General features: G+C 70.2%; 2 protein-coding genes. Both read left to right on the top strand.

What is annotated here, in order from left to right; translation table 11 throughout:
* Nucleotides 1-170: 170 nt before the first annotated feature.
* On the top strand, nucleotides 171-689 hold the full coding sequence (locus ACFWEJ_RS28545) for a nucleoside deaminase (RefSeq protein WP_377232531.1): 519 nt from the start codon (nucleotides 171-173) through the stop codon (nucleotides 687-689).
* A gap of 148 nt (nucleotides 690-837) precedes the next feature.
* Nucleotides 838-1,884 (top strand): ABC transporter substrate-binding protein, encoded by a 1,047-nt coding sequence (locus tag ACFWEJ_RS28550; protein ID WP_377232532.1) that lies wholly within the window; start codon nucleotides 838-840, stop codon nucleotides 1,882-1,884.
* Nucleotides 1,885-1,948: the final 64 nt, after the last annotated feature.

Genomic DNA, 1,948 nt, shown 5'->3' on the forward strand with positions numbered 1-1,948 from the left:
CGGTGGTTTTGGGGCCCTTTGGTTCTATATGTTAAAATCAACCGACCGATCTCGACGCAGCGGACCGATCTCGACGGAACGCCGGCGCACCCCAGGCGGGCGAAACAGACGTTTCGATCAGGTGACCTCCTCGGAACGCCAGTGAAACGCAGCGGTGCGAGCATCGAAGGGTGACCAGCCCTCACCAGTCCTCCGACACCACGTCCCGGACAGCCGTCAGCCCCGAGGACGCCGCGTGGCTCGCCCGCGCCGTCGAGGTCGCGTCCCGGAACGTGGCCGACGGCGGTGGCCCCTTCGGGGCCGTCGTCGTGCGCGACGGCGCCGAGGTCGCGGCCGCCGGCAACCGCGTGACCCGGGACCTCGACCCCACGGCGCACGCCGAGGTGGTGGCGATCCGGGCGGCCTGCCAGGAGCTCGGCACGTTCTCGCTCGCCGGGACCACCCTGTACGCCTCGTGCGAGCCGTGCCCGTTGTGCCTCTCCGCGGCGCTCTGGGCCCGGGTGGACCGCGTGGTGTTCGCCGCGGACCGGCACGACGCGGAGCGGGCGGGCTTCGACGACCGCGAGTTCTACGAGCTCCTCGACCGCGACCGCTCGACGTGGCCCAACCCCGTCGTCGAGCACCGGATCGAGCGGGCCGGCGAGCCCTTCGAGGCCTGGCGCGTGCACACCGCGCGCGTCCCGTACTGAGGCGCGCGGGCCGGTTCACCCGGTGCGGCGGCACGTTTAACGGCCGTGTAACCGGCCGACGTGAGGCGTGAAACCGCAGGTCCCTAGCGTCCTGGGCAACGAGACGCGGGTTTCGTCCCGCGCACCCAGCACACCAGGAGAACCACTCATGATGCTTTCCCGTCCTGGGCGCGCGCTGCGCCTGACGGCCGTCGTGGCCGCCGCCTCGCTCGCCCTCGCGGCCTGCGGTTCCGGCGACGACGCCCCTGCCGAGGGGGAGGGCCTGGGCGACCTCACGGTCCAGCTCTCGTGGATCAAGAACGCCGAGTTCGCCGGCGAGTTCATGGCGGACAGCAAGGGCTACTACGCGGACGCCGGCTTCGGCGACGTCACGTTCAACGCGGGCCCCGGCGCGACGGAGAACCTGGTTGCCTCCGGCAAGGCCGACTTCGGTCTGACCAACGCCGTCACCGTGGGCCAGGTCGTGGCGAACGAGGACGCGCCGATCAAGATCGTCGGCACCACGTTCCAGAAGAACCCGTTCACCATCCTGTCCCTCAAGGACGGCGCGGACATCGCGACGGCCGAGGACCTCAAGGGCAAGAAGATCGGCGTGCAGGACGGCGGCAACGGCCTGCTGTTCGCCGCGCTCCTGGCGGCCAACGGCCTCACCGAGGACGACGTCGAGATCGTGCCCGTGCAGTACGACCCGCAGCCCCTGGTCAACGGCGAGGTCGACGGGTTCCTCGCGTACGTGACCAACGAGTCGATCATCGTCTCGTCGCAGGGCGAGGAGGTGACCAACCTGCTGTTCGCGGACAACGGCCTGCCGTTCGTCGCGGAGTCCGTCATCGCCACCGACGAGACCATCGCCGAGCGCCCCGAGGTGGTCAAGGCGTTCCTGGAGGCCGAGATCAAGGGCTGGACGGACGCCTGCGCCGACATGGAGGAGGGCGCGCGGCTGGCCGTCGAGGAGTACGGCGCGGACCAGGACCTCGACCTGGCCAAGGAGGTCGAGCAGAACACGATCCAGTGCGAGGAGCTGATCAACACCGACGAGACGGCCGCCAACGGCATCTTCACGATCAGCGACGAGCTCCTGGCGCAGAACATGGCCACGTTCGAGGCGGCCGGGATCGACGCCGCCCAGGAGGACGTGTTCGACCTGTCGCTGCTGGCCGAGCTGCTCGACGAGCAGCCCGAGCTCAAGGGCTGAGCGTGACCGACCAGTCCGTCACGGAGGTCCCGACCGGTGCCGGTCCCGCCCCTGAGGGCGGGGC

This window comes from Promicromonospora sp. NPDC060204 (genome assembly GCF_042728455.1).
GTDB lineage: Bacteria > Actinomycetota > Actinomycetes > Actinomycetales > Cellulomonadaceae > Promicromonospora.

What these genes read in the sequence shown, in the direction of transcription:
- ACFWEJ_RS28550 (WP_377232532.1), top strand. Translation starts at nt 838, where the DNA reads ATGATGCTTTCCCGTCCTGGGCGCGCGCTGCGCCTGACGGCCGTCGTG.